We start from the raw sequence: 26,481 nt of genomic DNA on the forward strand, positions 1-26,481 counted from the left end.
TTCGCTCGAGCCCGGTTTTAGCTCGAGCCTGGATTCTTCCGGGCGAGTTCGGCGCCACAGATCGGGCAACGGTCTTTCTGTTCGTCGTACTCCCGTCCACAGCCCTGGCACTGGAAGGTCCACTCGCGCTCCTCCTCGATGCCCTCGCGCGCGATCGGTTCGACGGTGACGGTCAGGCGCTCGGCGACGTTTTGCATCGCGTAGTCGTCGGTCACGAGCACGGCGTCGAGTTCGAACGCGGCGGCCACGAGGCGAACGTCGGTGTCCGAGAGCACCTCGAGATCGCCAGACTCCTTCGCGGCCCGGCGAACCTTCTCGGTGGTGTCGCCGTTGGGAATGTGAACGTGCATGCCCGACCCCTCCATGGCGTCGTAGCGGTAGACGCTCTCGCCCTCGAGTTCCTCGCGGACGAGCGGAATCGTGGCTGTCTGTTCGGTGGTGTGAAAGTCGTGAATAAAGGCCGACGAATCGAGAATGTACATACCGTTAGCGTTGGACGACGATGTAGTCTTTCACCGCCTGCACGCGGCTGACGGGGATGAGAAAGCGGCCGGCGTCGTTTCGATCGAAGTCGACCGATCGAGACGGCAGTTGCTCGTCGGGGTCGACCACGAGGTCGTGGAGTTTGCCCGAGTTGATGTCCATCGTGATGTTGTAGAGCAGTCCCAGTTCAGTCCCATCAGAACCCATGACGGACTTCCCCGAGAGATTCTCGGCGAGTATCTCGCTCATACCCCCTCGTACTGACTAGTGACTATTAAAGACATGGGAGCCGTCAGACGGACGTCGCCCCTCGAGCAGACGGAGCCTCGAGCGTGCTGTCGAACAGACGGGCCTCGAGAATGCTAGAACGAGTGCGTGCTCGAATGACGTGTCTCAGAGTCCCGGGGCTCGAGTGGGGTGACGGCCGCGAACAGAGTGGTGGGGAGCTCGTCGGGTCACTCCGTCAGCGGAAGGAAGATACCGAACACGAACGGCGAGAAGAACCCGATCAGGAGGCCGACCGTGATCAGACCGTACAGCAGCGTGTTCTCCCAGGCCGGGAGCGTACCGACGTACGTCTGGCCGACGAATTCGCCGCCGATACCGACGACGAACATGCCGAGGCCGAGCAGAAAGCCGCTCTTTGCGAGGGAAGGAAAATCGATGTCTCCGTAACGTCCAATAACGGCGAGACACGACGAAATCGGTTAGCGATTTTCGATTCGTTCAAATCGGCGGTTGGTACACGATCGAGGGTCGGAGAAACCCGAAGACGGGGGAATCAGCCACACGAATCGATCGACGTGCGGAGAAGCCGGTGACGATGGGTTTAACTACCGGGCAGCGGACGATACGGATAAGACCTTCTCGGGTGGTTCACTATGTCGGACACTGACTCGGATACACACGATCCAGCGGCCCTCAGGACCCCGATCGTCGCGGTCCTGGGACACGTCGACCACGGTAAGACCAGTCTCCTCGACAAGATCCGCGGCTCCGCGGTCATCGAGGGCGAAGCAGGGGCGATCACCCAGCACATCGGTGCGACCGCCGTTCCGCTCGAGGTCGTCTCCTCAATCGCCGGCGAACTCGTCGATCCGGACGACTTCGACCTCCCCGGGCTCCTCTTCATCGACACGCCCGGCCACCACTCGTTCACGACGCTTCGCTCTCGCGGGGGCGCGCTCGCGGACATCGCCATCCTCGTCGTCGACGTCAACGACGGCTTCCAGCCCCAGACGCTCGAGGCGCTCGACATTCTCAAGCGCTCCCAGACGCCGTTCATCGTCGCCGCGAACAAGATCGACACCGTCCCCGGCTGGAACGTCCACGAGGACGCCCCGATCACCCAGACCTACGAGTCCCAGTCCGATCGGACCCGCCAGCGACTGGACGAGAGCCTCTACACGATCATCGGTAACCTCTCCGACCACGACTTCTCCGCCGACCTCTACTGGCGCGTCCAGAACTTCCAGCGCAACGTCGGCGTCGTCCCCGTCTCCGCGCTCACCGGCGAGGGCGTCCCCGACTTACTCGCCGTCATGATGGGGCTCTCCCAGCGCTACATGAAAGAGGAGATGGAGATCGACGTCGCCGGCCCCGGCGTCGGCACGGTGCTCGAAGTGAAAGAGGAGAAGGGCTTCGGCACCACGGTCGACACCGTCCTCTACGACGGAACGATCCGCAGCGACGACACCATCGTCGTCGGCGGCCTGAACGATCCCATCGTCACCGAGGTCCGCGCCCTGCTCCAGCCCCGGCCGCTCGCCGAAATTCGGACCGAGAGCCGCTTCGACAACGTCGAGGAGGTCGGCGCGGCCGCCGGGATCAAGGTCGCCGCGCCGGACCTCGAGGACGCGATGGCGGGCGCCCCGGTCCGCGTGATCCGGGACCGCCCCCTCGAGGACGTCATCGCCGAAGTCGAGTCCGAACTCGCCGAAATCGCCGTCGACACCGACGAGGAAGGGGTCGTCGTCAAAGCCGACACCCTGGGCAGCCTCGAGGCGATGGCCGACGCCCTCGGCGAAGCCGAGATTCCGATCGTCCGGGCCGAAGTCGGCGACGTCGCGCCGCGGGACATCTCGGTCGCCTCGACCGCGGACGACGCGAAACAGCGCGCCGTCCTCGGGTTCAGCGTCGACGTCCTCGCCGACGCCAAGCGCCGGGCCGAAATCGACGACGTGGAGTTGTTCACCGACGACGTGATCTACCAGCTCGTCGAGGGCTACACCGAACACGTCGAGGAGATCGAGCGCGCCCAGCAAGACACCATCCTCGACAACATCACCCGCCCGTCCCGGTTCCGCGTGCTCGAGGACCACGTCTTCCGCCAGAACGATCCCGCCGTCGTCGGCGTCGAGATCTACTCCGGGACGCTCCAGAACAACTCCTTCGTCGCGAAGTGGGAGGACAACGAACCGACGCGCGTTGGACAGGTCAAGGGCATCCAGGAACAGGGCGAGGACGTCGACGAGGCCCGCGCAGGCGAGCGCGTCTCGGTGGCCATCGACGGGCCGACCATCGGGCGGCAGGTCAAGGAGGGCGACCTCCTGTGGACGGAAGTTCCCGAGAAGCACGCCAAGATTCTCGAACAGGAACTCACCAGCGAGATCCCCGCCGACGAACTCGAGGCGCTGAACATGTACCTCGAGAAACACCGCAAGCGGGATCCGTTCTGGGGCAAGTAGCGACGCCGGTTGGCGGCTCAAGGTGGCCTGGTCCGCCCCGTCGCTGAACGTGGTATCAACTCCTCGGGGTCGGGAGTGAAACCGAGATTCGGTAGCCGGGCGAGAAAACGATGCCCCGTAGCCGGGCGTGACATCGACTGTCACGAAGGGAACGTTTTTTAGGCGCCATCCCCAATCGGAAGTAGCGAGTTCTCATGAACGGAAATACGCCGTACGCGGGGTTGCCGGGAGTTACGCAAGCCGGACAGCGGGCCGCGGCGGACGTTCCCGAACTGTCACTCGAGCAAAAGCGAACGCTCCAACGGACCGTCAGCCAGATCGCCGCCCGGACGCGGGAGTTCCTCCCCGACGAGTACGTCGTCGACGCGGACGTCGCCGACGGCGTCTCCGGCCCGCAGGCGCTCGTGGCCGTCCAGCCACCCATCGGTCACCCGGTCAGCGCTGGATTCACGCCCGACCTCGAAAACACGCCGGAAGACCTCATCAGCGCCGACGACCGCGACGAGGTCGCCCAGGGGCTGGCTGCGAGCGCCGCCTTGCAGGTGAAACAGGCCGTGAACGACGACGTGACGCCGACGGCGCGATAGTCGTCCAATCCGCATTCTGCCGCCCACCCGTCTTTCTGCCCATCGATTGCCCTGAGCGCAGCGAGTCGAACGCCTCGAGTGCAGCGAGTAGATCACTGGACGTCGCGAACCAGCCCCGCCCGCAGGTCGCGACCGAAGTAGTAGCCGATTACGCTCGCGAGGAGGCCAGCGCCCGCACCGATGGCGAGCAGGTACCGACCCGAGTCCGTCGGCAGAAAGATAGCGAAATCGAGGAGGACGCCAAGCGCGCCGATGCCAGCGCCGCCCAGGCAGGTCTCGAGGTAGCGACGTCTCGAGGTGGCCAGGCCGATCACGAACGCCATCGCGAACAGGCCGAGCAGGCGGCCGACGCCGGAAAACGGCAGGACGATACCGCCAGCCACCATGCCGAACCCGAGTGTGAGGAAAACGGCGAGGAGGCTCCTTAGGGAAAAGTACCGCGACGGCGAGAGGCGGGCGCGGATCGAGCCGCCGAACCGTAGGCGCGAGAGCGGGTTCCACGTCCAGTTCCGACTCGAGTCCGTCGTCGATCCCGCCGACGGGCTCGACTCGGTCGCCGCGGTCGACTCGGCGTCGCTGCTCGCATCGGCCCCACCCTCGAGGAGTCGGTCGGTCTCGGCCAGCAGGTCGTCGGTGGTTGGACCTGGCCCGCTCGACCCGTCCGCCGGCACCGAACCGGTCGATCCGGACGACCGCGTTTCGGCGTCGTCCATCGATACCTCGTCGGAACGCTCGCTCATATCGTCCTCGAGGGGCGACAGCGGGATAGTTCCTTCGCTGACACGAGGTCGAGGTGCCAGTAGCGTGTGCAGAACGCGCCAAAACAAAAAAGCGGGAGACTAAGTATGATCCGCCCCGAATCGGGGGTATGAGCCTGGGACAGCGGGTCTCGAGCGACCACCAGCTCACCCGACTGCTACAGATCGGGATCGTCCTGGAAGAGGTCGTCGAGTCGCGTGCCGCCCACCACCTCGAGTCGTTGCCCGAGGCCGAACGCGAGGCCATCGACGACGAGGTGCGAGTGTTACTCGCCGAGGCGGCCGAGGAGTCAGCCGAGCACCGCCAGCGCCTCGAGGCGCTCGTCGACGAACTCGAGGCCGAGACGGTCTCCTACGAGGAGATCAACACGCTGGTCGACGCCCGCTACGGGCCGCCCGAGGACACCGACGGCGTCCTCTACGATCAGCTGTGTAACGAGGAGACAGCCTACAAGTTCTACGACGACCTCATCGCGGCAATCGAGGCCTCCGAGACAGACTTCAGCGTCGACCGCGACCGCGTCCTCGACACCCTCGAGGCGATCCGCGCAGAGGAGACCGAGGGCGTCGAAGCGGTCACGGAGATTATGGAGCGACGAGCATGAGCGGGGAGCCGAACGGAACGCGCACATTTCACACATCGTGCGGATCGCGGACATCCCGTACGTCACACACGATGCGGACGCGAGGTGGCAATCGATGAACACGGCAGATCAATACCTGAAGGCGGTCTACCTGGCACAGCGTCTCGAAGACGGCCCGGCCTCCACCGGCACCCTCGCGGAGTTACTCGAGGTCAGCCCGGCGAGCGTCAACGAGATGATCGGGAAACTCGAGGAACGAGAACTCGTCGAACACGAGAAGTACAAGGGAGCGACGCTCACCGACGAAGGACTCGAGCGCGCGCACAACGCCCTCCAGACGTACTGTATTATCGAGCGATTTCTCACGAACGTCCTCGAGGTCGAGGAGTTCCGCGAGGAGGCCCGCGCCCTCGAGAGCGTCATCGACGAGACCGTTGCGGACCGACTGGACACAATCATCGACCGCCGAGAGGAGTGTCCGGACTGTTTCGACGCCGAGGAGGACTGCTGTGCCTACCTCGAGGCGGGGTCGCTCGCGGAGTGACGGCGTGTTGGCGTGGCGGCATGGCGACGTGTTGGCATCGGTCGCGGACGGTACGGGAGTTTATATAAGATCGGGCGGCCAGACCCGGCGTGCGCTGTCCGACCTGTGAGAAGTCCCTGCAGACGGAGCGGGGAATGCGACAACACCACACGAAAGTCCACGGAGAGCCACTGCCGAACCGGACATGTAAGGGCTGTGGCCTCGAGTTCTACGACCCGAAGTCGAGACGAGTCTACTGCGACGACTGCAATCCGAACGGCGGCTCGAACAACGGCAACTGGAAGGACGCCAGGGAGGAGGCGTCGTGCGTGCGTTGTGACGAGACGTTCGAGTACTATCCCTCGAACAAGGAGGGTGTGTACTGTCCGCCGTGCGTCGCCGACGCCAACGGCCTGCTCCCGGACAATCCGTCGACGCCCAGTAAACGGGTGTCGACCACGTGTGCGAGCTGTGACGCTAACCTCGAGGTCTATCCGTCCCGTGGTCGAGGCGAACGAGCGCGGCGTGTTCTGTGATCGGACGTGTTATGGAAACTGGCTCTCGGAGACAGTCGTCGGCGAGAACCACCACCAGTGGGCTGGTGGCCCGATATCGTACGGCGAGCGTGGTGGAAAATACGCCGGCGAGCGCTCGAGCGAGACGAGTATCGGTGTCAGTCGTGTGGCCGTGGACGTCAGGAAATCGGACGAAATCCCGACGTCCATCACGTCATCCCCGTCCGAACGTTCGACGATCTCGAAGACGCCCACACGCTGGACAACGTCGTTTCACTCAGTCGTCGCTGTCATCGACTGGCAGAGGAGGGGTCGATCGCTGTTTCACCTGACGGAAAAAGGTAACACTATTACTTTTCGACCGACTACGACTGGATACCCACTGTCAAGCTGACGGCTGACTGTGGAGACGCGTACAGTCCCGTGGTGTAGTGGCCAATCATAATGGCCTTTGGACGCAATCGGAACCCACCTATTGCGGGAGACAGCCATTGACGGCGGTTCGAATCCGCCCGGGACTATGACAAATATCTTATATCAATTCTTCGAGCCAGGCACCACGCTCGAGAACGAACCGTAACGACTGTAGCCCCGTCCCTACCACATCCAACATGACCAGGTGGCTCCAGAGCGGGCGGCGACGCGATATCTGTTTTCTCCTCGCAAAACTGGAATCGGCGCGCGGCCAGGAACTCAAGTCGGCCCTCGAGTCCCACTACGACGAGCGCCTCGAGCCGAAGGCGTTCTACGGCTCCCTGTCGGCACTCGTCGACGCGGGGTTCGTCGAGAAGGACGTCGAGGGACTCCACGACGTCTATCGCCTGACCGACGCCGGCGAGGCTCGCGTGCGCGAACACGGGTCGTGGGTGCGGGCGTGTCTCGAGGGCGAAAACGGGAACGACGGTTCCGAATAACGCGACTTACTCGAGGAGTCGGTCCCCGATCGTATTTCGCAGAATCTCGCTCGTGCCCTCGTAGATCTCGTTGAGTTTGGCGTCGCGGTAGAAGCGCTCGGCGGGGAAGTCCTTGGTGTAGCCGTAGCCGCCGTGGATCTGGATGCCCTCGTTGGCGACTTCGCGGGAGACCTCGCTGGCGTAGAGTTTCGCCTGGGCGGCCTCGGTGATATAGTCCTCGCCGCGGATCTTGTTGTCGGCGGCTCTGTGCATCAGCAGTTTTGCGGCCTGAATCTTCGTGTCCATGTCCGCGAGTTTATGCTTGATCGCCTGGAACTCGCCGATGGGCTGGCCGAACTGTTCGCGCTCGCCGGCGTACGATCGAGCTTCTTCGAAGGCGGCGCGGGCGATGCCGACGCCGCGGGCCGCGATGGTGATGCGGCCGCCGTTGAGCGTCTTGAGCGCCTGGACGAAGCCGTCACCCTCCTCGCCGAGTCGGCGGTCGGCGGGGATCCGGAGGTCGTCGAACCGGAGTTCGGCGGTGGGACAGCCCTTGTCGCCGAGTTTCTCCTCGGTGCCCTCGACGTAGAAGCCGTCGTCCTCCTCGGGACGCACGACGAACGAGGAGATGCCGCGGTTGCCGGCGTCGGGATCAGTCTTCGCAAAGAGGGTGACGGTGTCGGCGACGGATCCGTTCGAAATCCAGAGCTTGCCGCCGTTGATGACGTATTCGTCTCCGTCCCGTTCGGCCGTCGTCGTCATCGAGGGGACGTCACTGCCGGCCCCGGCTTCGGAGAGAGCGAACGCGCCGACGTCTTTCCCCTCGGCGAGCGGAGTCAGGTACGTCTCCTTCTGGGACTCGTCGCCGAACTCGTAGAGCATGTTCCCCGCCAACGAGATGTGCGCGGCGACGACGGTTCCCAGTCCGCCCGACCCCCGGGAAATCTCCTCGATTCCGATCGCGTAAGAGTGGTAGTCGAGGCCGGCGCCGCCGTACTCCTCGGGGAACGGCATCCCCATCAGGCCCAGGTCGGCCATCTGATCGACGAGATCCTGCGGGAACTCGTCTTCGTGGTCGATCTCGCTCGCGACGGGCACGATCTCCTCGTCGACGAACTCCGCGACCATGTCCCGAATCTGTGCCTGCTCCGGCGAGAGGCTGAAGTCCATGATCGATCCATCGAGCGGCCGCCGCTTTATTGTTGTTGTACGCTCGTCCCGTTGACTCGCGTGTATTCGACCGTCGATCGAGACCCATTGCGTCGGGCTCGATGAGGCTGAATCGGACGGTTCGGTTCGCATATCTTCAGGATCGTCCGCGACCGGGGTGTTTTTCCGGAACGACGACCAATAAGGGGCCTAGATGACTACGGGCCACTCCCCTCCAGCCGCCGAATCCGACATCGAGTGGTGCTACGACGCCGTCCATGGCGTTTCGCGCACCTTCTCGATCACCATCGACCGACTCGAGGAGCCGATGGCGCGTCACATCTGCCTGGGGTACCTCCTGTGTCGAATCGCCGATACGATCGAGGACGCCGGTCACATACCACCGGCCGAGCAGACTGCCCTGCTCGAGGCGTTCGATCGGGTGCTCGATCCGGACGCCGACACGACGGCCGAAGACTTCCGCGAGGCCGTCCAACCCTGGATCCCGGAGGACCGGTCGAACGACTGGGACGTCGTCGCGCACGCCCCGCGAGTCGTCCGGACGTTCGAATCATTCGAGGACGAACCTCGCGAGATCATGCGCGAACCGGTCAGGGAACTCGTCGACGGGATGGCGATGTTCACCAGCCGGTACGCCGACGAGGGCGGTCTCCGTCTCCAGACGCTCGAGGAACTCGAGGAGTACTGCTGGTACGCCGCCGGGACCGTCGGGACGCTCATCACGGGACTCGTCGCCCGCGGCACCTCGCCCGAGCGCGCCGAGGTGCTCCGGGACAACGCCCGATCGTTCGCCCTGCTCTTGCAGCTGGTCAACATCGCGAAGGACGTCGAGACCGATTACCACGAGGAGAACAACGTCTACCTGCCGGCCGAGTGGCTCGCAGAAGAGGACGTCGCAGTCGAACGCGTCACCGACGAGGCCCACCACGGCGGCGTCACGAACGTCATCCGTCGGGTGACCGGGCGGGCGGAGGGATACCTCGACGGCGCCCAGCGCTACCTCGAGGTGGTGCCCGAACGCCACGGGAACACGCTGTCGGCGTGGGCGATTCCGTACCTCCTGGCCGTGGGCACCCTGCGGGAACTCCGCGAACGACCCGAGGACGTCGTCCGTGAGGGGAACGTCAAGATCTCGCGCGCGGAGGTCTTCGCCGTGATGCAACGGTTCGAACAGGACCTCTCGAGGTCGGCGCTCGAGGAGTTGCGACGTGAGATATCCGAGAAGCCGCTTCACCAGTAGCGGGGCCGCGTCTATCGGCAATGGGGCGGTGTCTGCCGGTAGCGGATTCGAGTCTCCCGGTAGCGGATTCGCGAGGAGTCGAGAAAGAGGAGCTGTTCGACGGACCGTACGTTACTACAGAAATTATAGAATATTGCCATCAATAGTATAGTATTGAATCGGCGCGAGCACCTCGAGCGGCAGAAATCGTCGGTGATGAGTCAAGGTACCTCGAACGCCGGGGAAACGCAGGTGAAAATGCAGCGCAGCCGTTACGCGAGCGCGAAGACGTCGGCCTCGAGCCGACGGTCGGGAGTCACGGTGATCGTCACGTGGGCCTCCGTGACGCCCCAGCCGTCCTCGAGCTGGTCGGCGATCGCCTCGCTCGAGAGGCGGAGCGACTCCTCGTCCAGCTGGGCGCGAATGCCGTAGGGACGGGCGGTCTCGTGCCACGGGCCGCGGACAGCCTGGCGGTCGCGGCCGCTCTCGTGGCCGGCGGGGTCGAGCCAGCGGGTGGTCTCGCGGGCGGTCTCGAGGTCGGTGTCGACGGCGATCTCGACCGTGGCACGCTCGCTCGAGTCGTTCGCGACGTGGAGGGAGGCGATCCGAAAGGTGTCGGGGTCGGAACGCTGGCCCCAGGCGACGGCGGCGGTGAGGGACGTGCCGAGACCGCCGAGTCCGAGACCGAGGACTGTCCGGCGAGTGTACGTTGGAGTGGAGGGCATCGGCTACCAGATAGTTCAACGGCGTTACTCATATACCTGTTGACTCGCTAAGAGGTGTGCGAGTGCTAGTCGTACTCGTAGAAGCCCCGTCCGGTCTTTTTGCCGAGGTCGCCTGCTTCGACCTTGCGCTTGAGGAGGTACGCAGGCTTGTACCGGTCTCCGAGTTCCTCGTACATGGTCTCGGAGGCGTGCAGGCAGACGTCGAGGCCGATGTGATCGGCCAGTTTCAGCGGTCCCATCGGGACGTTCGTCCCCAGTTCCATCCCCGCGTCGATGTCCTCCTTGCTCGCGACGCCCTCGTCGTAGGCCCTGATCCCCTCGTTGAGCCAGGGCATCAGGATACGGTTCGTGACGAAGCCGGGCTTGTCGTCCGATTCCCAGGTCGTCTTTCCGAGGGCCTCCGCGATTTCGTGCGCCAGGTCGGTAACGGCGGCGGTCGTCTTCTCCCCGACGACGATTTCGACGCCTTCCATGATCGGCACGGGGTTCATGAAGTGCAGGCCGACGACGCGTTCGGGGTGCTCGAGTGGCGCTGCGATCGACGTGATCGAGAGCGTGCTCGTGTTGGTCGCGAGCACGACGTCCTCGTCGCAGTGGGTCTCGAGATCACGGAAGATGTCCCGCTTGATATCCATATTTTCGACGGCAGCTTCGACGACCAGGTCGCAGTCGGCGAGGTCCGCGAGGTCGGTCGTCCCGGCGATTCGCGCCCGAATCGTTTCGGGGTCGTTGGGTAGTGCGTCCTTCCCGTCGAGGCGCTCGAGGCTGTCGGCAATCGCGTCGAATCCGCCCTCGACGTACTCGGATTCGATGTCGCGCATGACCACGTCGTAGCCGGTCGTGGCGGCGACCTGGGCGATGCCGCTCCCCATCGTCCCCGCGCCGACGACGCCGATTCGCTCGATGTCCTGGCGTACCATGGCGGGCAATACTTGCGATTCGCTGGTAAGTGTAGCGATACGTCGGAACGCCGTTCGATCGCCGTCGGTGCCCGCAATTTCGACCGACGAAGGCGGCGTCAGACGTCACCACTGCTGGCGATTTTCTCGAGGGGAAGGTTCAAGTTACGGGCGTGTGAGATACGGATAGTTCCGGTGAATCGCGTGAGCAAGGAAAACGTGGCCGAAACGAGAGACGGCTCCGCACGGATCCTCGAGCCGGGCCACCGCGAGGCCCTCGAGGACGCGGGTATCGAACCGGCAATCGTTTCCAGAGAGCATTGCTCCTATCGGATGCTACTCGACGCCGGCCTCGACGAGGACGTCGCCGACGCGCTCCGCCGACAGTTCTCCCTGCCGTGGTCGTTCGAGACCGACGGCGACCTCGACCGGCGCTCGAGCGAGGTTCGCGGCCTGGGAGAGGCCGAACGCGCCTGGGTCGCCGCGAGCGCCGACGAGGGCTGGCAGGCGTTCGAGCCCGTCTCCTCGAGCGGGACCGAAATCGGGGCCGAGGACGCGTCCGACCGCTCCTGGCCCCGACCCACGCCGGTGACGGCGGTCACCGGTGTCAGTCCCGAAAACGCCGCGAGGCTGGCCGAGGCGGGGATCAACTCCGCGGAACGACTGGCGACGATTCACGCGACCGAAGTCGCGAAGGTCCTCGAGTTGAGCGTCCTCCACGTCCGAACGTGGCGTCACAACGCCCGCGAGTTAGTCGATTGAGCGAGTCACTCGAAGTTGGAGTTGAGCGAGGCACTCGAGCCTTCCACTTCGAGACCAGCGAGCACGCTCCAAACACGCATCAATAATCAGATAGATACTCGAGCGTGAAGTTCGGACCGAGACGGCGACCAGCGAGTGTGGCTCGAGGAACCTCGAATTTACTACTCGAGAAAGTATTTTTCAGTTGAGAGGACCGCCAACGATATATGGGTCGATGGTGGAGTTGCAGGCAGATGCGACCCATCGACGACTCACCGATCGTTCGCGACGGAAACGCCTGCATTCTCGCGATGGACCACGGCCTCGAGCACGGGCCGGTCGACTTCGAGGAGGTGCCCGAGAAGCTCGACCCCGCGACCGTGTTCGAGACGGCGACCCACGACGCGGTGACGTGCATCGCCGTCCAGAAGGGAATCGCCGAGGGCTACTACCCGAGCTACGAGGACGACGTCAACCTCCTGGTGAAACTCAACGGTACGTCGAACCTCTGGATGGGCGAACCGGACTCCTCGCTCAACTGTTCGGTGGAGTACGCTGCCGAAATCGGGGCCGACGCGGTCGGGTTCACCCTCTACGGCGGGTCGAACAACGAAGTCGAGATGGCCGAGGAGTTCCGCGAGATCCACGAGGCCGCCCGCGAGTACGACCTCCCCGTCGTCATGTGGTCGTACCCGCGCGGCCAGGGGCTGAAAAACGACACGAAACCGGGGACGATCTCCTACGCGACCCGACTAGCTCTCGAGCTGGGCGCCGACATCGCGAAGGTCAAGTACCCCGGTAGCGCCGACGCCATGGAACACGCCGTCCAGTGTGCCGGCGACATGAAGGTCGTCATGAGCGGGGGCTCGAAGACCGACGACCTCGACTTCCTCTCGACGGTCGAGGCCGTGATCGCCGCCGGCGGCAACGGCCTCGCCGTGGGCCGAAACGTCTGGCAGCGCGAGAACCCCGAACGGCTGCTCGACGCCCTCGAGAAGGTCATCTACGAGGGGGAGACGGCCGACGCCGCGCTCGAGGCGTGACGATGGCGACGGCGCTCGACGACGCGGTCGAGCCAGTGAATTCGATCGTGCGGACGGTCGCCCGGTCGGCGACGGAGATCCGCCAGGGCCTCATCGGCCGCCGGAGCAGCGCCGCCGAGGAGAACCCCAGCGGCGAAACCCAGCTCGAGGCGGACGTCTGGGCCGACGACCTCCTCTACGACCGGCTCTCCCGGATCGAGGGGGTCGCCCAGTACGCGAGCGAGGAGCGCGAGGAGGTGCTCGACTGCGGTGACGACGTCGACCTGGACGACGGCGTAGCCGTCGCCCTCGACCCGCTCGACGGCTCCTCGAACCTGAAGTCGAACAACACGATGGGGACCATCGTCGGGATCTACGACGAGCCCCTCCCGTCTCCAGGCGAGGCCCTCCTGGGCGCGTGTTACGTCCTCTACGGACCGATCACCACGATGGTCGTCGCCACCGAGGACGGCGTCTCGGAGTACGAACTCGGCGGTGGCGAGGCGACGGTCGTCCAGGCCGACGTGACCCTCCCCGACGATCCGGTCGTCTACGGCGTCGGCGGGCGCGTCCCCGACTGGCCGCCCGCGATCGAAGCCTACGTGAGCCGCCTCGAGAGCGAACTCAAACTCCGGTACGGCGGCGCGATGATCGGCGACGTCAACCAGGTGTTGACCTACGGCGGCCTCTTCGCGTACCCGACCCTCGAGTCGAGTCCCGAGGGGAAACTGCGCGTCCAGTTCGAGGGCAACCCCATCGGGTACATCCTCGAGCAAGCAGGGGGTCGCTCGAGCGACGGCCACGGCTCCCTGCTCGCCGTCGAGCCGACCGAACTTCACCAGCGGACGCCGCTGTACGTCGGGAACGAGGCGTACGTCGATCTGATCGAGGACGTCCTCGCGGACGCGTAGCTCGTCAGCGGCGAGTGGATCCCGGCTCCGTTGGCGGTCGGAGAAACCCGACACCCCTTTACTCGAGCCCCGAAAACGGGGTGGTATGTTCCGTTCACTCCGTGCGGAGGTCGAGGCCGCCCTCGAGGGGGCGCTCTCTACGCTCGACCTTCCGACCGACGACCTCGGGATCGAAGAGCCACCGGAAGACGTCCCGGCCGTTCTGGCCTCGAGCGTCGCCTTCCGGCTGGCCGGCGAGATGGGGGCGGCCCCGCCACAGGTCGCGGCCCAGCTAGCCGAGGAAATCGACGTCGACGATCTCGAGTACGTCGGCCGGATCGACACCCAGGGGCCCTATCTCAACTTCCTGCCGAGCGACGCCTACTTCGCCCACACTCTCGCGGCGGGCACCGACGAGGCCTACGGCCACCTGCCCGACCGCGACACCTCGGTCGTCGTCGAGCACACCAGCGCCAACCCCACCGGCCCGGTCCACGTCGGCCGCGCCCGCAATCCGATCGTCGGCGACGCCGTCGCGAACGTCCTCGACGCCGCCGGCTACGACGTCGAACGCCACTACTACGTCAACGACGCCGGCCGCCAGATGGCCGTCTTCACCTGGGCCTACGAGACCTTCGACGAGGACGACCTCGATTCCGAGCCCGACCGCGACCGCATCGAGTACGACCTCGTGCGCTACTACCAGAAAGGCAACGCCTACCTCGAGGAGGCCGACGAGGACGCGGTCGAGGCGGCCGAAGCCGAAATCCAGGGGATCCTGCAGGGGCTCGAAGCGGGCGACGAGGAGACCTACGAGCGCGTCCAGACGGTAGTCGATCAGGTGCTCGGCGGAATGAAGCAGTGTCTGGCCCGTCTCCCCGCGACGTTCGACCAGTTCGTCAAGGAGACCCGGTTCATGCGCGACGGAAGCACCCAGGACCTCGCCGACCGCCTCCAGGACACCGAGTACGCCGTCCTGGAGGAGGGGGCCTGGCAACTCGACCTCGAGGAGTGGGGCATCGAGAAGAAACTCGTCTTCATGCGTTCGGACGGCACCTCGCTGTACACGACCCGCGACCTCGCCCATCACGAGTGGAAGTTCGACAACTACGACCGCGCCGTGACGGTTCTCGGGGAGGATCACAAACTCCAGGCGAATCAGCTTGAGGCGGCCCTAGAACTGCTCGGCAACGACACGGACGCGCTGGACTCGATTCACTTCTCGTGGGTCAACCTTCCCGGCGGTGAGGGGATGTCGACCCGCCGCGGGACGGGAGTCATGCTCGACGATTTGCTCGACGAAGCCGTCAATCGCGCCCGTGAAGAGGTCGAGAGCCGCCTGGACGACCGCATTCGCGACGACGACCTCGACGAGGACGACGTCGAGCGCATCGCCCACCAGGTCGGCATCGGCGCGGTCCGCTACGACATCGTCTCCAAACAGCCGACGAAGGGGATTACCTTCGAGTGGGACCAGGCGCTCGACTTCGAGGCGCAGTCAGCCCCCTACGTGCAATACGTCCACGCGCGCTGTTGTGGGATCCTGGACGAGGCCGGTGTCGGCGTCGGTGGCGAGTTCGAAACTGACGTGGACGCCGACCTGCTCACCACGGACGCCGAACGCGACCTCCTCGAGACCATCGCTCGCTTCCCGGCCGTCGTCGAGGAAGCCGCCGACGACCTCGAGCCCCACCAGGTGGCGACTTTCACCCGCGAGTTCGCCGAGGCGTTCAACGCCTTCTACCGCGAGTGTCCGGTGCTCGCCGACGACGTCGAACCCGACGTGCGCGAGGCGCGCCTGGCGCTGGTCGCCGCCTCGAGACACACGATGGCCAATGCGCTGTCCGTGCTCGGGGTCGAGGCACCGGAGTCGATGTGAGTTGGACGCGTACTCCTCAATTAGAGACAGCGTGATTCCGGTCGTTCGGGCGGCGTGATCCCGGTCGCCCGGTCAGAGTGAATTCGTAGCACACGACGGCGACGTTGAAGTACGTAGTCCGCGAGTGACGCGTATGCCCGGAGCCGTATTCCTCGAGGGAGAGCACGTCGAACTGCGAACCGTCGAACTCGAGGACGCAAAATTCTTACAGGGACTGATCAACGACCCGGCCGTCCGGACGAGCCTGTTCGCCCACCGTCCCATCGCCGGCCACCAGGAGCGCGAGTGGATCGAATCGATTGGCGAAGACGACGCGGTCAAGCTCCTGATCTGCGTGGACGGCGAGGCCGTCGGCATCGTCACCCTCGAACCGCCGAACGACGTCTGGGGCTGTGCCGAAATCGCGTACATGGTCGCCCCGGCCGAGTGGGGCAACGGCTACGCCACCGACGCGGTCGAGGCCCTCTGCGGGTACGCGTTCACTGAACGACGGCTCAACAAGGTGTACGCGAGCGTCTACGCGACGAACAGGGCCTCGGCGCGCGTGCTCGAGAAGGCGGGGTTCCAGAAGGAAGGCGAGTTGCGCCGAGAGGCGTTCGTCGAGGGTGAGTACGTGGACCTCCTTCGGTACGGGTTGCTGGCGGAGGAGTGGACGGACGGCAGGTAAGGTCGGAAAAACGGATCAGGCTCGAGCCAGGTCCTCGAACGCCGCCGCCGACGTCCTGGTCCCCTTCGCGATCAACACGTCGCCCGCCTGGAGGCTCGCGTCGGCGTCCCCGACCAGCAACCAGCCGTCCTCGGGCCGGCGGATGGCGATGATCGACATGGTCGACTCAGTGTCGGGCATCCCGTCGACGATCGACTGGCCGTCGAGCTGGCTCCCCGGCTCGACCTCGAGGCGGGTGATGATTTCGTCGCTCTCCTCGACGGCCATCTGTACGACCGGGTGGACGTCGATCTCGCGAAAGACGCCCTCGGTGATGTCGACGGCGGCGTCGCTGATGACCTCCGTCGCCTTGCTCAGGTGGATCAGCCCGCGCAGTCGCACCGGATCCGACGCGTCGGCGGCCGCCCGCAGCGCCCACGCCTCGAACCGCGACTCGAGCGCGTCGACCTCGACCTCGAGGTTCTGGACCTCCTCGGCCAGCCCGTCGCTGTCGAAGAGGACGCTGCTGTAGGCCAGGTCGACGGCCAGCTCCGAGAGGTTCTTCATGTGGACGATGGCGTCGACGGCCCGCTCGAGGTCGGGCAGGTCGGGCGTCGCGGCGACCGGGGGCTCGTGGGGCGTGCCGGTCATGGCCTCACAGACCTCCTCGATTCCGGCGTCGGGACCGCGCATGAACGCAACGTCAGCGGCTTCGACCGTCGTCTGGGGACCGGGGTTGAGAATCCACTTGTCGCCACGCCGGAGCGCGATGATCCGGACGCCCGTCTCGGACTCGAGGTTGATGTTTTCGAGGGTTCGCCCGGCGTAGGCCGAGTCGTCGTCGACGACCTCGCGGACGAGCGTCTCGACGGCCTCGGGGAGCGCCGCGCGCATCGCCTCCGGGAGCCCGATGTCCTCGAGGACGACCTTCGCGATGTCGCCGGCGGCGTCGCTGATCTGGTCGGCCGCGGCCACGATGCCGAGCACCGGCGCGAGCTGTTCGGCGTCGTCCGGGTTCCGGGCCGCCATCATGAGACTCATTCGTCCGCGCATCTCGAGGCGGTCCATACGCGACTCGAGGCGCAGGACCTCGCGTGCGAGGTCCTCGTTCCGGTGGAGCACGGCGGAGTACGCGAGGTCGATCAGTAGTTCGGCCGTGTCTTTCATCTCGATCAACACGTCCTTGACGCTGATCGGCTCGTACTCGATGGGCGTCGACGGCGCCTCGTCCGCGAGCGGGTCCATACCCGAACTCACCCACCGCGTGGAAAAAAGCGTTTCCCGCCCGCAGTCGCGGCGGTCGGCTATGACTGAAACGCGATCGATGGCTCGAGCGTCCGAGTGAGTGGTTTCGCCGACTCTCGAGGAACGGATCGAGGCGGTCCGAACGCCACTCGTCGCTCAGTCGTGTCCTATCTATCGGGGTGACTTTCAATGGCAGGCACTGGAAAGCGGTTCGCTATTCGGCCCCGAGGTGGTACGAGAGAACATGCGAGGAAGACAAACGTCCGTCCGATCCGAAGACGAATCGAGGTCCTGGCTCGATCGAGTACGGCGGCGGTCGGCGACGGAGCCACCGGAGGACTCGAGCGGCCGATCCGGCTGGCGGCGGTGGAACTCCATGCGGCCAGGGCAGGACGAGCGAGGAAGCTGGTTCGGTCGCCGGAGTGCGGAATCAGAGACGGTCGACGACGAGTCGGGCAGCTGGCTGAGCCGGGCGCGGGCGAAGTACGGTCTCGGCACCCTGCTCGTCGCCGCCGGGGTCGTCCTCGTTCTCTTCCCGGAGCCCATCACCTCGACGGTAGGCATGATAATGGTCGGGGCCGGAGTCCTCCTCTGGCTCGCCGGCCTGGTCAGGTGAACAGGTCGCTAACCCAAGACTCGCGGGGAACGGCCCTCGAGTGACGTTGCAATCATCAGTTCTTTTCGAACGACGAACGGTGCCTGAAGACTGTCGGTCGGAGAGCGCCGAGCACGAGACAGTCTGTCTTCCGTGGGCACCTCGGCCTCGAGTCGGCTGGAGGCTCGAGGCGACTGACGCTGGAAACGGCCAAAGGCTCGAGTCGGCTCACACATACACGGGAGACGGAAAGTCGACTGTCTCACCGTCACACACATCCGACACGGTTTTTGCCGGGGGGTGGGAATCGACGCCCAATGCTCGACCGGACGATCCTGCGCGAGGACCCCGAGGCGGTCCGCACGGCCCTCGAGAACCGAGGGACCGACGTCGACCTCGAGGCAATCCTGGAGGCCGACGAGGAGTGGCGCGACCTGAAAGCCCGCGGTGACGACCTTCGCCACCAGCGAAACGAGGTGAGTTCGAAAATCGGCGAACTGAAACAGGCCGGCGAGGACGAGGCAGCCGAGAAGGCCATCGAGCGCTCGCAGTCGCTCAAGACCGAGATCGAGGAAGTCGAGAACCGGGCGACCGAACTCGAGGCCGACCTCGAGAAGCGCATGCTCGAGTTACCGCAGATTCCCGACGAGAGCGTCCCAGTCGGCGCGGACGATGGCGAGAACGTCGAGCGCCGCCGGTGGGGGTTCGACGACCTGCGCGACCTGCCCGCGGAGGTGACACCCCACTACGACCTCGGCGAGGATCTGGACGTCATCGACGAAGCCCGAGCAGCGAAGACCACCGGCGCCGGCTTTTACTTCCTCAAGGGCGACGGCGCCCGCCTCGAGCACGCGCTGATCCAGTTCATGCTAGAGATCCACCGCGAGCAGGGATACGTCGACCTCCTGCCGCCGGTCCCGGTCTCGAGCGAATCGATGCGGGGGACGGGCCAGTTCCCCAAGTTCGTCGACGACGCCTACCGACTCGGCGGCAGCAACGAGGACGCGTACGAGGACGAGGACCTCTGGCTCTGCCCGACCGCTGAGGTCTCCGTCACCAACATGTACGCCGACGAGATCCTCCTGAAGGACGACCTGCCGCTGAAACACCAGGCGGTCACCCCCAACTTCCGGCGGGAAGCCGGCGAACACGGCACCGAGACCCGCGGCATCGTTCGCGTTCACCAATTCAACAAGGTCGAGTTGGTCAACTTCGTCGAACCCGAGACGAGTTACGACCGCCTCGAGGCCCTGCTGGGCGAGGCCGAGGAAGTCCTCGAGCGACTGGAACTCCCCTACCGCATCCTGGAACTCTGCACCGGCGACCTGACGTTCGCGAGCGCGAAGACCTACGACATCGAGGTCTGGGCTCCCGGCGACGACATGGACGACGGTCCCGAGGAGGGAGGCCGGTGGCTCGAGGTCTCGAGCGCGTCGAACTTCGAGGACTTCCAGGCCCGTCGTGCCGGTCTGCGCTACCGACCCGAGCGCCACGAGTCGGCCGAATATCTCCATACGCTCAACGCCTCGGGGCTGGCGCTGCCGCGCGTGATGGTGGCGATCCTCGAGTACTACCAGAACGAGGACGGCACCGTCACCGTCCCGGAGGCGCTCCGGCCGTACATGGGTGGCCAGGAGATCATCGAGGGCCACGAGAAAGTGGGCGAGAGCGCGCTGGGCGCGGGCGAACGAGAGTAGAATCGGGTTCGAGGCTTCGTTTTCAACAGGACCGCGAGTCGACGCTCGTCTCGAGCACGTCCAGGTCGTCGTCCAGCCGGACGGTCATCACGTCCTCGCCGGCGGGCATCCGGACCTCGAGTCGATACGGGTCGCGAGCCACGACGCGGGTGAACTCGTCGCTGACACACCACGGGAGCGTCCAGTAGGGTCGCTCGTCGAGGTTGATCCCGCGCTCGCGGTGGAAGGTCACGACCGCGGAGTGATCGAGCAGGCGGAGGCCGGCAGCCGAACAGAGGGTGTGCCCGCACTGGACGCACTCGTGGTCGACGCGAACGTCGACGCCGAGACAGCACGCGCCTTCCTCGACGACGTGCGTTTCCATACGGCCGCTGCACTCCGGACAGACGCCGTCGGCGGCCAGACAGTGGAGGTGACGCACCCGGTTGTCGAACGCCTCAGCGACCTCCTCGTGGGTCCGGTCGGCCAGCCCACCCGGCGGGAACGAGTACTCGCCGTGGCGCTGGCCGCAGTCGGCACACTCGATGGCCAGTCGTTCGTCCTCGTAGACGCCCTGGAGCGGGCCGCCGCAGGTGACGCAACCGCCCTGTACGGGGAACGGCTCGAGGTCGGGGTGTTCGTTGAACGTGCCGGCGATCACAGATCTAACGACCTTCTCGCCGGCGTGTTTGAAGTCGTAGCCCCCTTCTCGCTGGACCACGAACTGGCCCGAGAGCTTCTGGAGATGGTAGTTGAACTGCGCCGAGTCCCGCATGTCGACGGCCCGGCGGAGGTCCGAAAACGACACCGGGCGTTCGTCGGCGGCCCACAGCGCCTCGAGGATCGAGAGGCGCGTCTCGTTGCCGATGAGGGCGAAGGCCTCAGCCGGTCCGAGACAGTCCGTGCACTCGAGGATCGTGGAGTCGCTCGAGACCTCGGGTTTGCTCATATCGGATGATCGACCAGGAACGACTAAAGCGTTCGCTGAATTCGGTTTTTGTAAGTTATCTGATGGTTATCGCCACCGTGCTCGTTGGACCTGCTGTGCCTGCCGTGCTCGTCGTGCCCGTCGCTCCGACCATGCCCACCGCATCTGCCGCGCCTACCACTCCTAGCGCACTCGTCGCTCCCGAATGCACCTCCCTCGAGCAATCGAACCGAACGCGAGCCGCTCGAGCGGTGTCGAGGTATCGGGTCGCGCAATAGCCATCGCTCGAGGCGCAATAGCCATCGCACGACGAGGCGAGGCTGGCAGGGACTGGCGCACGCACCTGCAGAACAGTAGGTTTATCAATCGCAGGGCGGAAGCCCTAGTAGAATTACTTACCGTCTTATGGCAGGAAATGGACAACCGGAGGTGAACATCGGACTCGTCGGCCACGTCGATCACGGCAAGACGACGCTGGTGCAGGCCCTGAGCGGCTCGTGGACCGACCAGCACTCAGAGGAGATGAAACGCGGTATCTCCATCAGGCTGGGCTACGCGGACGCGACGTTCCGTCGCTGTCCCGGGGTCGACGAACCCGAGTGTTTCACCGTCGAAGAGGAGTGTCCGGACGGCTCCGAAAGCGAGCCCGTCCGGACCGTGTCGTTCGTCGACGCCCCGGGGCACGAGACCCTGATGGCGACGATGCTGTCGGGCGCCTCGCTGATGGACGGTGCCGTGCTCGTCGTCTCGGCCTCCGAGCCCGTGCCACAGCCCCAGACCGAAGAGCACCTGATGGCGCTGGACATCATCGGCATCGAGAACATCGTCATCGCCCAGAACAAGGTCGATCTGGTCGACGCCGAAACCGCCCGTGACAACTACCAGCAAATCAAGGACTTCGTCGAGGGGACGGTCGCTGAGGACGCTCCCATCGTCCCCATCTCCGCCGGCCAGGAGGTCAACATCGACTATCTCATCGGCGCGATCGAGGACGAGATTCCGACGCCCGAGCGCGACCCCGACGTCGACCCCCGGATGCACGTCGCCCGGAGCTTCGACATCAACAAACCCGGGACGACCTACGAGAACATCACCGGCGGTGTCCTCGGCGGCAGTCTCGTCGCCGGGCAGCTCGACGTCGGCGACGAACTCGAGGTCCGTCCCGGCCGACAGGTCGAGGAGGGCGGCCAGTCCGAGTACGTCCCGATCGAGACGACGGTCCGCTCGCTGCAGGCGGCCGGACAGTCCGTCGACACGGCGACGCCGGGCGGCCTGCTCGGCGTCGGCACCGGACTGGACCCGTCGCTGACGAAGGGCGACGCCCTCGCGGGCCGCATCGCCGGTCCACCAGGGTCGCTCCCGCCGACCTGGGAGCAGTTCACCATGAGCGTCGACCTGCTCGAGCGCGTCGTCGGCGCCGAGGGGAGCGAGACCATCGACCCGATCAGCACGGGCGAGCCGCTGATGATGACCGTCGGTACCTCGACGACCGTCGGCGCCGTCACCAGCGCTCGCGAGGGCGAGTGCGAGGTCAACCTCCAGCGCCCCGTCTGTGCCGAACCCGGCGCGAAAATCGCCATCAATCGCCGGATCGGCGCTCGCTGGCGCCTGATCGGCCTCGGCACGCTCCAGGAATAGTCCGGAGAGATGACCACGACGGTAGTCCTCGACACGAGCGCGCTCATGATGCCGGTCGAACTCGACGTGCGTCTGTTCGACGAACTCGACCGGGTCGTCGGCTCGTACGAACCGACGACGCCCCAGCCGGTTCTCGAGGAACTCAGGCGCCTGTCCGAGCGAGGCGGCGAGGAAGGCACCGCGGCGACGGTCGGTCACGACCTCGCGACCGAGCGCTGTCTCGTAGTCGACACCGAGGAATCGTACGCCGACGACGCGCTGGTCGAACTCGCTCGCGAAGGTGTCGCCGACTACGTCGTCACGAACGACCTCGCGCTTCGCGACCGGGTCCTCGAGGCGGGGATACCGGTAATTGCATTACGCGGGAGAAACAAGTTAGCAACCACTCAACCATAGATGTACAAACGGGTCAAACTAAAGGATACAGTAGAAGTGCCCCCGGAAGCCCTCGGCGACGTCTCGCCGGGGCTCGTGAAGCAACTGCTCCAGGACAAACTCGAGGGACGCATGGACGAGGAGGTCGGCAGCGTCGTCTCCATCACCGAGGTCCACGACATCGGTGAAGGGACGGTCCTGCCCAACCGCCCCGGCGTCTACTACGAGGCGGAGTTCGACGCGGTCACCTTCGATCCGCAGATGCAGGAGGTCGTCGACGGGACCATCGTCGAGGTCGTCGAGTTCGGCGCCTTCGTCGGCATCGGCCCCGTGGACGGACTGCTCCACGTCTCCCAGATCTCCGACGAGTACCTCGCGTTCGATCGGGAAAATCAGCGACTGGCCTCGAGCGAGTCCGATCGGGCCATCGGCGTCGACGACGCCGTCCGGGCGCGCATCGTGACGAAGAGCATCGACGAACGTAACCCGCGCGACTCGAAGATCGGTCTCACGGCCAAACAGCCCGGCCTGGGCAAACACGGCTGGCTGACCGAGGAGTTCGAGCAGCGCGAAGAAGTAACGGCGGGTGAATAATCGTGGCGTCGAACCGCCTCGTCTGTCGCGAGTGTCACCTCGTCAACCCGGCCGACGCTACCACTTGCGAGTCCTGTGCCTCCTCCTCGCTCACCGAGGACTGGGCCGGCTACGTCGTCATCGCCCACCCCGAGCAGAGCGAGATCGCGACGGAGATGCAGGTCACCGAGCCAGGCGCCTACGCGCTCAAGGTTCGGTGACGACGTCCACAATTCGTACGCCGTGACTCGAGACGACGCGGACGGCATCGACCCCAGCGACGACGACCAGCCCCTGCTGTCGCTCCCCGAATCGCTTCGCCACGAGCTCAAGGATCCGATGGGACCCATCGAGACCGACGCCGGGATCCTGCTCGAGGCCGTCGACGGACCGTTGATCGCCGTCGGCGACGTCGTGACCTACCACCTCCTGCAGGCTGGACGCACGCCGGACGTCGCCCTGATCGACGGCTACACCAAGCGGGAGACCGTCGACGCGGAGGTCGAACGCGTCGTCAGCGACGAACGCCCCGAGGACGACCACACCATCCTCGAGGTCGCGAACCCGCCCGCCGTGTTGGCCCGATCGCTGCTCGAGGCGCTGGTCGAAGGCCTCGAGCGACCGGAACCGGTGACCATCGTCGTCGACGGCGAAGAAGACCTGGCCGTCCTGCCGGCCCTGCTCGCGGCGCCCGAGGGTGCGAGCATCGTCTACGGCCAGCCCGACGTGGGGATGGTTCACGTCATCGTCGACGCGGAGACGCGGACGAGCGCGCGAGACCTGCTCGAGCGATTCGACGGCGACGTCGAGCGAGCACTGGCGCTGCTCGAAGGATAGTCGGGGTCCGTTGGATCACCGACTCAGGAGTCGACGAACGGATTGTTTCCATCGACCATATTCGTCTTGTACACGCCTCGACTCGTCGCGAGCGTTCGATCGTCCGCGTCGACGATTTCGGCCTCGACAACGCCGGTTTCGGCACCGTATCGTACCACTTCGGCAGAACCGTAGATGTCCCCGGTCGCCGGTCGAAGGTAGTCGATTCGCACGTCCAGCGTCGGACCGGGGGCTCCTTCCACCGACGCGAGGGCAGCCGCCGACAGGGAATCAGCCAGTCCAAAGGGGACGGCTCCGTGGGCGAGCAGCGTCGACTCCGAGAGGGAGTGGTGAGCCTCGAGTTCGATCTTCCCTTCCACGTACCCCTCCTCGACGCGCGTGATCTCGAGCCCGAGATGCTCGCCGAACGGGTACGTTTCGTTGAACCGTTCGTGAACGTCCATGTACCCGATAGCTCGCGTGAGGAGGATATCACTGTTTCTACGCCGCGGATAGCAGGATTCCCGGAACCCGTGCTACCGCGCTTCGTGAAGCTATTTACCGTCGGCTGAGTACGTCCCGGGTATGTACGACTTCGCCGTCGTCGGCGTCGGCCCGGCTGGGGCGCGCTTTGCCCGGCGTGCCGCCGAATCGGGATACGACGTCGTCGCCTTCGAGCAGGGCCGGATCGGCGAGCCACTCGCGTGTTCCGGGCACGTCAGCACCGACGTCTGGTCGTTCACCGGCGACGGCGCACGCGAGGAGCTCCTCCAGAACGAGGTGTACGGTGCCCGATTTCACGTCGGGGGGCCCCACGAGGCCGACGGTGCCGGACGCGACAGCTACCAGTTTTACAAGCGCGAGGTCGTCTCGAACGTGATCGACCGGGTCGGCCTCGACCGCCACCTCGCCGACATCGCTCGCGAGGCCGGGGCCGACGTTCGAGACGGGCACACCGTGACGGCCGTCGACGAGCGCGAGGGGTCCGTCGAACTGACGGTCAAAGGCTCCAACGGCACCGAAACTGTCGAGGCGAAGATGGTCGCTGGCTGCGACGGCCCCCGCTCGCGAGTCCGTGAAGCGCTCTCGCTTCCCGAGCCGGACGAACTGCTCCACGGCGTGCTCGCCTTCTCCGCGGAGGACGACCCCGGCGACTTCGTCGACGTCCACCTCACGGCGCCGAAATTCTTCGCCTGGCGCATCCCGCGCGCCGACGCCGGCGTCGAGTACGGCCTGGCCGCGCCGCCGGGCGTCCACGTCAATCGTCACTTCGAGGACCTGATCGACGGCTACGACGTCGAGGTCTCACACCGCTGCTCGGGGCTAATCCCCATCGGACCGCCGGATCGAGTCACGAGTCGTCGGGGCTTTCTCGTCGGCGACGCGGCGGCCCAGACCAAACCCTTCACCGGCGGGGGCATCCTCTACGGGATGACCTGCGCGGATCACGCCGCCGACCGGATCGATCCTGACCACCCGGCGAGCCTCGCCGCCTACGAACACGCCTGGCGGGACGACCTCGAGCGCGAGATCGAACTCGGCCACTGGCTCCGACGGGCGTACTCGCTCCCCGAACCGGTACAGCGCCTCGGCTTGGCGGCGACGGCCGGAGAAATCGGCGTCCACATGGACCGACCAACGTCGGTCGCCAGCCTCGAGCATCTGAAGGCGATGCTCTCAGGGAGTCAGTAACGAACGCGGACCGTCGGCGACAGGCAAAGAGGAGGAAGCGAAAAAACGGGGACGTATACGAGGCCTTACTCGACGACGACGGAGCCTTTCATGCCCATGCTGACGTGGGGCGAGCAGTGGTAGGTGAAGGTACCGGTCTCCTCGAAGGTGTGTTCGAAGGTGTCCCCCTCGTCGCTCAGCATATCGCTCTCGAAGCTTCCGTCCTCGGCGATCACGTCGTGGCTGCCGCCGGCGCCGGTCCACTCCCAGACGACGGTCGTTCCCGAGTCGACGACGATGGCCGCGGGGCCGTACGCGAAGCCGTCCGAGCCGGCGCCGACGTCGACGGTAACCTCGGACTCGCCGGTGTGGTCCTCGACGCCGTCGTAGTTGTTGGCGTCGTCGAGGTAGCCGTCGAAGTCGTAGTCGCCGCCACCGTTGCCGTCGCCGTTTCCGTTTCCGTTGCCACCGTTCCCGTTGCCGCTACTTCCCTCGTCTTCCTCGACGCAACCGGCCACGAGAGCCAGCGCCAGTGTTCCGCCCGATACCTGCAAGAACGTCCGTCGACTGCTAGTGTGTGAAGTCATTGTTCGTCGCTATCAGAGCGTATGTCCGGGTAATGGGTCAGTTGCTCGGTCATTACCAGTCGGCGGGAATATAGTCGAACATATTCGTATTATATATCCGTAGCCGTTCATCGACGGCTGATGGGCCGGCGACCGAACGAGTAACGGACCGCACCG

The 26,481-nt window shown here is 65.4% G+C and carries 30 protein-coding genes, 1 tRNA gene and 1 pseudogene; 21 read left to right on the forward strand and 11 right to left on the reverse strand.

The window, feature by feature from the left end:
- Positions 1-17 precede the first annotated feature (17 nt).
- From ACFQO4_RS08630 to ACFQO4_RS08640, 3 genes are all read right to left on the reverse strand, one after another.
- Complete coding sequence (locus ACFQO4_RS08630; RefSeq protein ID WP_500260543.1) at positions 18-482, reverse strand: NOB1 family endonuclease; 465 nt, start codon at positions 480-482, stop codon at positions 18-20.
- 4 nt (positions 483-486) lie between these two features.
- Complete coding sequence (locus ACFQO4_RS08635) at positions 487-732, reverse strand: PRC-barrel domain-containing protein (protein WP_253430099.1); 246 nt, start codon at positions 730-732, stop codon at positions 487-489.
- A gap of 206 nt (positions 733-938) precedes the next feature.
- Positions 939-1,187, reverse strand: coding sequence for a DUF7860 family protein (locus ACFQO4_RS08640; RefSeq protein WP_500261164.1), 249 nt, complete (start codon positions 1,185-1,187; stop codon positions 939-941).
- 177 nt (positions 1,188-1,364) lie between these two features.
- Between ACFQO4_RS08640 and infB the strand changes: the two genes are divergently transcribed.
- Both infB and ACFQO4_RS08650 read left to right on the forward strand, forming a co-directional pair.
- Entirely contained in the window at positions 1,365-3,170 is a 1,806-nt protein-coding gene (gene infB, locus ACFQO4_RS08645; protein ID WP_500260544.1) for a translation initiation factor IF-2, read from the forward strand.
- 194 nt (positions 3,171-3,364) lie between these two features.
- A complete protein-coding gene (locus tag ACFQO4_RS08650; RefSeq protein ID WP_500260545.1) occupies positions 3,365-3,757 on the forward strand; it encodes a DUF5811 family protein in 393 nt (130 codons plus the stop codon).
- Between the two features lie 92 nt (positions 3,758-3,849).
- Here the strand turns inward: ACFQO4_RS08650 and ACFQO4_RS08655 are convergent, their stop codons facing one another.
- Positions 3,850-4,497: a DUF8526 domain-containing protein gene (locus ACFQO4_RS08655; protein ID WP_500260546.1), complete on the reverse strand. Its 648-nt coding sequence runs from the start codon at positions 4,495-4,497 to the stop codon at positions 3,850-3,852.
- Between the two features lie 128 nt (positions 4,498-4,625).
- Here ACFQO4_RS08655 and ACFQO4_RS08660 point away from each other — a divergent pair, with 128 nt between their 5' ends.
- The 5 genes and pseudogenes from ACFQO4_RS08660 (at position 4,626) to ACFQO4_RS08680 (ending at position 7,051) form a co-directional block, all read left to right on the forward strand.
- Positions 4,626-5,120: a ferritin-like domain-containing protein gene (locus ACFQO4_RS08660; protein ID WP_500260547.1), complete on the forward strand. Its 495-nt coding sequence runs from the start codon at positions 4,626-4,628 to the stop codon at positions 5,118-5,120.
- A gap of 94 nt (positions 5,121-5,214) precedes the next feature.
- Entirely contained in the window at positions 5,215-5,643 is a 429-nt protein-coding gene (locus ACFQO4_RS08665) for a metal-dependent transcriptional regulator (RefSeq protein WP_253430113.1), read from the forward strand.
- 89 nt (positions 5,644-5,732) lie between these two features.
- Positions 5,733-6,482 (forward strand): annotated as a pseudogene (locus ACFQO4_RS08670) (HNH endonuclease).
- A 72-nt stretch (positions 6,483-6,554) separates the two neighbouring features.
- Positions 6,555-6,658: transfer RNA gene (locus tag ACFQO4_RS08675), tRNA-Gln, on the forward strand.
- A gap of 90 nt (positions 6,659-6,748) precedes the next feature.
- Positions 6,749-7,051, forward strand: coding sequence for a PadR family transcriptional regulator (locus ACFQO4_RS08680; protein WP_500260548.1), 303 nt, complete (start codon positions 6,749-6,751; stop codon positions 7,049-7,051).
- A 6-nt stretch (positions 7,052-7,057) separates the two neighbouring features.
- On the opposite strand, the gene ACFQO4_RS08685 is transcribed toward ACFQO4_RS08680, so the two are convergent.
- Positions 7,058-8,200: an acyl-CoA dehydrogenase gene (locus ACFQO4_RS08685; RefSeq protein ID WP_500260549.1), complete on the reverse strand. Its 1,143-nt coding sequence runs from the start codon at positions 8,198-8,200 to the stop codon at positions 7,058-7,060.
- 193 nt (positions 8,201-8,393) lie between these two features.
- Between ACFQO4_RS08685 and ACFQO4_RS08690 the strand changes: the two genes are divergently transcribed.
- Positions 8,394-9,440 carry a phytoene/squalene synthase family protein gene (locus ACFQO4_RS08690; protein WP_500260550.1) on the forward strand — a complete coding sequence of 349 codons (1,047 nt, stop codon included), beginning with the start codon at positions 8,394-8,396 and terminating at the stop codon, positions 9,438-9,440.
- A gap of 251 nt (positions 9,441-9,691) precedes the next feature.
- Here the strand turns inward: ACFQO4_RS08690 and ACFQO4_RS08695 are convergent, their stop codons facing one another.
- A complete protein-coding gene (locus tag ACFQO4_RS08695) occupies positions 9,692-10,144 on the reverse strand; it encodes a hypothetical protein (protein WP_500260551.1) in 453 nt (150 codons plus the stop codon).
- A gap of 65 nt (positions 10,145-10,209) precedes the next feature.
- Positions 10,210-11,064, reverse strand: a complete 855-nt coding sequence (locus ACFQO4_RS08700) for a 3-hydroxyacyl-CoA dehydrogenase family protein (protein WP_500260552.1) — start codon at positions 11,062-11,064, stop codon at positions 10,210-10,212.
- Between the two features lie 183 nt (positions 11,065-11,247).
- Here ACFQO4_RS08700 and ACFQO4_RS08705 point away from each other — a divergent pair, with 183 nt between their 5' ends.
- From ACFQO4_RS08705 to ACFQO4_RS08725, 5 genes are all read left to right on the forward strand, one after another.
- Positions 11,248-11,805, forward strand: coding sequence for a DUF7409 domain-containing protein (locus ACFQO4_RS08705; RefSeq protein WP_500260553.1), 558 nt, complete (start codon positions 11,248-11,250; stop codon positions 11,803-11,805).
- Positions 11,806-12,038: 233 nt separating this feature from the next.
- Positions 12,039-12,827: a class I fructose-bisphosphate aldolase gene (locus tag ACFQO4_RS08710; protein ID WP_312909700.1), complete on the forward strand. Its 789-nt coding sequence runs from the start codon at positions 12,039-12,041 to the stop codon at positions 12,825-12,827.
- Positions 12,828-12,829: 2 nt separating this feature from the next.
- On the forward strand, positions 12,830-13,717 hold the full coding sequence (locus ACFQO4_RS08715; protein WP_500260554.1) for a class 1 fructose-bisphosphatase: 888 nt from the start codon (positions 12,830-12,832) through the stop codon (positions 13,715-13,717).
- Between the two features lie 85 nt (positions 13,718-13,802).
- Complete coding sequence (argS, locus tag ACFQO4_RS08720; RefSeq protein WP_500260555.1) at positions 13,803-15,575, forward strand: arginine--tRNA ligase; 1,773 nt, start codon at positions 13,803-13,805, stop codon at positions 15,573-15,575.
- A 133-nt stretch (positions 15,576-15,708) separates the two neighbouring features.
- Positions 15,709-16,242, forward strand: a complete 534-nt coding sequence (locus ACFQO4_RS08725; RefSeq protein ID WP_500260556.1) for a GNAT family N-acetyltransferase — start codon at positions 15,709-15,711, stop codon at positions 16,240-16,242.
- A gap of 15 nt (positions 16,243-16,257) precedes the next feature.
- On the opposite strand, the gene ACFQO4_RS08730 is transcribed toward ACFQO4_RS08725, so the two are convergent.
- Complete coding sequence (locus tag ACFQO4_RS08730) at positions 16,258-17,466, reverse strand: potassium channel family protein (RefSeq protein ID WP_500260557.1); 1,209 nt, start codon at positions 17,464-17,466, stop codon at positions 16,258-16,260.
- 244 nt (positions 17,467-17,710) lie between these two features.
- On the opposite strand from ACFQO4_RS08730, the gene ACFQO4_RS08735 reads away from it, so the two are divergent.
- Together ACFQO4_RS08735 and serS are read left to right on the forward strand one after the other, a co-directional pair.
- The gene (locus tag ACFQO4_RS08735; protein ID WP_500260558.1) at positions 17,711-18,082 is read left to right on the forward strand and encodes a hypothetical protein; all 372 of its coding nucleotides are present in this window, start codon (positions 17,711-17,713) and stop codon (positions 18,080-18,082) included.
- Positions 18,083-18,378: 296 nt separating this feature from the next.
- Entirely contained in the window at positions 18,379-19,758 is a 1,380-nt protein-coding gene (serS, locus tag ACFQO4_RS08740) for a serine--tRNA ligase (RefSeq protein ID WP_500260559.1), read from the forward strand.
- Between the two features lie 22 nt (positions 19,759-19,780).
- Here the strand turns inward: serS and ACFQO4_RS08745 are convergent, their stop codons facing one another.
- Complete coding sequence (locus tag ACFQO4_RS08745; RefSeq protein ID WP_500260560.1) at positions 19,781-20,686, reverse strand: winged helix-turn-helix domain-containing protein; 906 nt, start codon at positions 20,684-20,686, stop codon at positions 19,781-19,783.
- Positions 20,687-21,070: 384 nt separating this feature from the next.
- Between ACFQO4_RS08745 and ACFQO4_RS08750 the strand changes: the two genes are divergently transcribed.
- Genes ACFQO4_RS08750 through ACFQO4_RS08770 form a run of 5 tightly spaced genes read left to right on the forward strand, consistent with a single transcriptional unit; the run spans position 21,071 to position 24,088 of the window.
- Entirely contained in the window at positions 21,071-22,303 is a 1,233-nt protein-coding gene (locus tag ACFQO4_RS08750) for a translation initiation factor IF-2 subunit gamma (RefSeq protein ID WP_500260561.1), read from the forward strand.
- A gap of 9 nt (positions 22,304-22,312) precedes the next feature.
- Positions 22,313-22,699, forward strand: coding sequence for a type II toxin-antitoxin system VapC family toxin (locus tag ACFQO4_RS08755; RefSeq protein WP_254158270.1), 387 nt, complete (start codon positions 22,313-22,315; stop codon positions 22,697-22,699).
- Positions 22,700-23,272 carry a DNA-directed RNA polymerase gene (locus tag ACFQO4_RS08760; RefSeq protein WP_253430163.1) on the forward strand — a complete coding sequence of 191 codons (573 nt, stop codon included), beginning with the start codon at positions 22,700-22,702 and terminating at the stop codon, positions 23,270-23,272.
- A 2-nt stretch (positions 23,273-23,274) separates the two neighbouring features.
- Complete coding sequence (gene spt4, locus ACFQO4_RS08765) at positions 23,275-23,472, forward strand: transcription elongation factor subunit Spt4 (RefSeq protein ID WP_500260562.1); 198 nt, start codon at positions 23,275-23,277, stop codon at positions 23,470-23,472.
- Between the two features lie 22 nt (positions 23,473-23,494).
- Complete coding sequence (locus tag ACFQO4_RS08770; RefSeq protein WP_500260563.1) at positions 23,495-24,088, forward strand: GTP-dependent dephospho-CoA kinase family protein; 594 nt, start codon at positions 23,495-23,497, stop codon at positions 24,086-24,088.
- A gap of 23 nt (positions 24,089-24,111) precedes the next feature.
- Here the strand turns inward: ACFQO4_RS08770 and ACFQO4_RS08775 are convergent, their stop codons facing one another.
- A complete protein-coding gene (locus ACFQO4_RS08775) occupies positions 24,112-24,531 on the reverse strand; it encodes a PaaI family thioesterase (protein ID WP_500260564.1) in 420 nt (139 codons plus the stop codon).
- 121 nt (positions 24,532-24,652) lie between these two features.
- Here ACFQO4_RS08775 and ACFQO4_RS08780 point away from each other — a divergent pair, with 121 nt between their 5' ends.
- Positions 24,653-25,759, forward strand: coding sequence for a geranylgeranyl reductase family protein (locus ACFQO4_RS08780; RefSeq protein ID WP_500260565.1), 1,107 nt, complete (start codon positions 24,653-24,655; stop codon positions 25,757-25,759).
- Between the two features lie 65 nt (positions 25,760-25,824).
- Here the strand turns inward: ACFQO4_RS08780 and ACFQO4_RS08785 are convergent, their stop codons facing one another.
- Positions 25,825-26,325, reverse strand: a complete 501-nt coding sequence (locus ACFQO4_RS08785) for a halocyanin domain-containing protein (protein WP_500260566.1) — start codon at positions 26,323-26,325, stop codon at positions 25,825-25,827.
- Positions 26,326-26,481 lie beyond the last annotated feature (156 nt).

Origin of the sequence: Saliphagus sp. GCM10025334 (assembly GCF_042663485.1) — an archaeon.
Lineage (GTDB): Archaea > Halobacteriota > Halobacteria > Halobacteriales > Natrialbaceae > Natronosalvus.

Bases quoted from the DNA above. Each gene is read 5' to 3' on its own strand.
- serS (WP_500260559.1), top strand. From the start codon at position 18,379: ATGCTCGACCGGACGATCCTGCGCGAGGACCCCGAGGCGGTCCGCACG.
- argS (WP_500260555.1), top strand. From the start codon at position 13,803: ATGTTCCGTTCACTCCGTGCGGAGGTCGAGGCCGCCCTCGAGGGGGCG.
- ACFQO4_RS08630 (WP_500260543.1), bottom strand. From the start codon at position 482: ATGTACATTCTCGATTCGTCGGCCTTTATTCACGACTTTCACACCACC.
- ACFQO4_RS08655 (WP_500260546.1), bottom strand. From the start codon at position 4,497: ATGAGCGAGCGTTCCGACGAGGTATCGATGGACGACGCCGAAACGCGG.
- ACFQO4_RS08725 (WP_500260556.1), top strand. From the start codon at position 15,709: ATGCCCGGAGCCGTATTCCTCGAGGGAGAGCACGTCGAACTGCGAACC.
- ACFQO4_RS08760 (WP_253430163.1), top strand. From the start codon at position 22,700: ATGTACAAACGGGTCAAACTAAAGGATACAGTAGAAGTGCCCCCGGAA.
- ACFQO4_RS08650 (WP_500260545.1), top strand. From the start codon at position 3,365: ATGAACGGAAATACGCCGTACGCGGGGTTGCCGGGAGTTACGCAAGCC.
- ACFQO4_RS08775 (WP_500260564.1), bottom strand. From the start codon at position 24,531: ATGGACGTTCACGAACGGTTCAACGAAACGTACCCGTTCGGCGAGCAT.
- ACFQO4_RS08660 (WP_500260547.1), top strand. From the start codon at position 4,626: ATGAGCCTGGGACAGCGGGTCTCGAGCGACCACCAGCTCACCCGACTG.
- ACFQO4_RS08730 (WP_500260557.1), bottom strand. From the start codon at position 17,466: ATGGACCCGCTCGCGGACGAGGCGCCGTCGACGCCCATCGAGTACGAG.
- ACFQO4_RS08635 (WP_253430099.1), bottom strand. From the start codon at position 732: ATGAGCGAGATACTCGCCGAGAATCTCTCGGGGAAGTCCGTCATGGGT.
- ACFQO4_RS08745 (WP_500260560.1), bottom strand. From the start codon at position 20,686: ATGAGCAAACCCGAGGTCTCGAGCGACTCCACGATCCTCGAGTGCACG.
- ACFQO4_RS08755 (WP_254158270.1), top strand. From the start codon at position 22,313: ATGACCACGACGGTAGTCCTCGACACGAGCGCGCTCATGATGCCGGTC.
- ACFQO4_RS08780 (WP_500260565.1), top strand. From the start codon at position 24,653: ATGTACGACTTCGCCGTCGTCGGCGTCGGCCCGGCTGGGGCGCGCTTT.
- ACFQO4_RS08700 (WP_500260552.1), bottom strand. From the start codon at position 11,064: ATGGTACGCCAGGACATCGAGCGAATCGGCGTCGTCGGCGCGGGGACG.
- ACFQO4_RS08735 (WP_500260558.1), top strand. From the start codon at position 17,711: ATGCGAGGAAGACAAACGTCCGTCCGATCCGAAGACGAATCGAGGTCC.
- ACFQO4_RS08785 (WP_500260566.1), bottom strand. From the start codon at position 26,325: ATGACTTCACACACTAGCAGTCGACGGACGTTCTTGCAGGTATCGGGC.
- ACFQO4_RS08710 (WP_312909700.1), top strand. From the start codon at position 12,039: ATGCGACCCATCGACGACTCACCGATCGTTCGCGACGGAAACGCCTGC.
- ACFQO4_RS08665 (WP_253430113.1), top strand. From the start codon at position 5,215: ATGAACACGGCAGATCAATACCTGAAGGCGGTCTACCTGGCACAGCGT.
- ACFQO4_RS08690 (WP_500260550.1), top strand. From the start codon at position 8,394: ATGACTACGGGCCACTCCCCTCCAGCCGCCGAATCCGACATCGAGTGG.
- ACFQO4_RS08715 (WP_500260554.1), top strand. From the start codon at position 12,830: ATGGCGACGGCGCTCGACGACGCGGTCGAGCCAGTGAATTCGATCGTG.
- ACFQO4_RS08680 (WP_500260548.1), top strand. From the start codon at position 6,749: ATGACCAGGTGGCTCCAGAGCGGGCGGCGACGCGATATCTGTTTTCTC.
- ACFQO4_RS08750 (WP_500260561.1), top strand. From the start codon at position 21,071: ATGGCAGGAAATGGACAACCGGAGGTGAACATCGGACTCGTCGGCCAC.
- infB (WP_500260544.1), top strand. From the start codon at position 1,365: ATGTCGGACACTGACTCGGATACACACGATCCAGCGGCCCTCAGGACC.
- ACFQO4_RS08685 (WP_500260549.1), bottom strand. From the start codon at position 8,200: ATGGACTTCAGCCTCTCGCCGGAGCAGGCACAGATTCGGGACATGGTC.
- ACFQO4_RS08695 (WP_500260551.1), bottom strand. From the start codon at position 10,144: ATGCCCTCCACTCCAACGTACACTCGCCGGACAGTCCTCGGTCTCGGA.